Source organism: Microbacterium sp. HSID17254, assembly GCF_003989315.1.
Lineage (GTDB): Bacteria > Actinomycetota > Actinomycetes > Actinomycetales > Microbacteriaceae > Microbacterium.
Map to the genome: position 1 here is coordinate 1 of NZ_RBLT01000166.1, position 824 is coordinate 824.

Genomic DNA, 824 nt, shown 5'->3' on the forward strand with positions numbered 1-824 from the left:
CGCGGGTGACCGGGACGGGAGCGGTGGGATCTGCCACTCTAGCACGGTACCGAGCGGCGCGCCGCGCGACGAGCGACGCCCGGACCTGCCAGGGTCGACCCGATCCGGGTGCGCGGGCATGCCCCGGACGGCCCAACCCAACACCGTCCGTCGCCCCTCGGACGGCGGTCGCTACCCTCTGGGCACTCCCCACTTGGCTCAGAGGAAGCGCAGCAGGTGCCATGAGCGACACTTCGAACCTCTCGTTCGACCGGATGCGCGGCATGCTCATGCGAGCGGCCGAGATCCGTGACAGCGAACAGCAGCAGATCTTCGACTCCCTCGATGAGATCCACGCCCGGCTGGCGGCCCTCGACGCCATCGGCACCGTGCGCAAGAAGCTCACCGAGATCCCGGACCGGACCGAGCTGAACGTCCTGGCCGAGCGGCTCGACGAGACCGTGTCCAAGCTGGACAACACCGAGATCGTGCTCGGCGCGATCACCCGGGCCATCGAGTCCCTGCCGGACAAGCTGGCCAAGCCGATCGCCCAGCTCGACGGGCGGCTCGACGGCATGGGCGGGCGCCTCGGGGGCGTCTCGGGCCGTATGGACGGCCTCGACGACCGTCTGGGCGGCCTGCAGAAGCGCCTGGACGGCCTCGACAACCGGCTCGACCGGCACGAGATGCGGCTCGACGCGATGCCGAACGCCGTCGCCTCGCCGATCAAGGAGCGCGTCGACGGCGTCGAGCGTCAGGTGCGCGAGCAGCTCGACGCGGCCGTGCACTCCTTCGAGGAGACCGGCGAGGGTCTGCGCAACCTGCTGGGCGACACCTCGGTGGGC

1 protein-coding gene is annotated in these 824 nt (G+C 70.9%); it reads left to right on the forward strand.

Annotated elements, in window-relative coordinates; all coding sequences use genetic code 11:
• Positions 1 to 221: 221 nt before the first annotated feature.
• Positions 222 to 824, forward strand: a 603-nt coding sequence (locus tag D8M34_RS18365; protein WP_238695728.1) for a hypothetical protein, incomplete at its 3' end; no start/stop codon positions are given.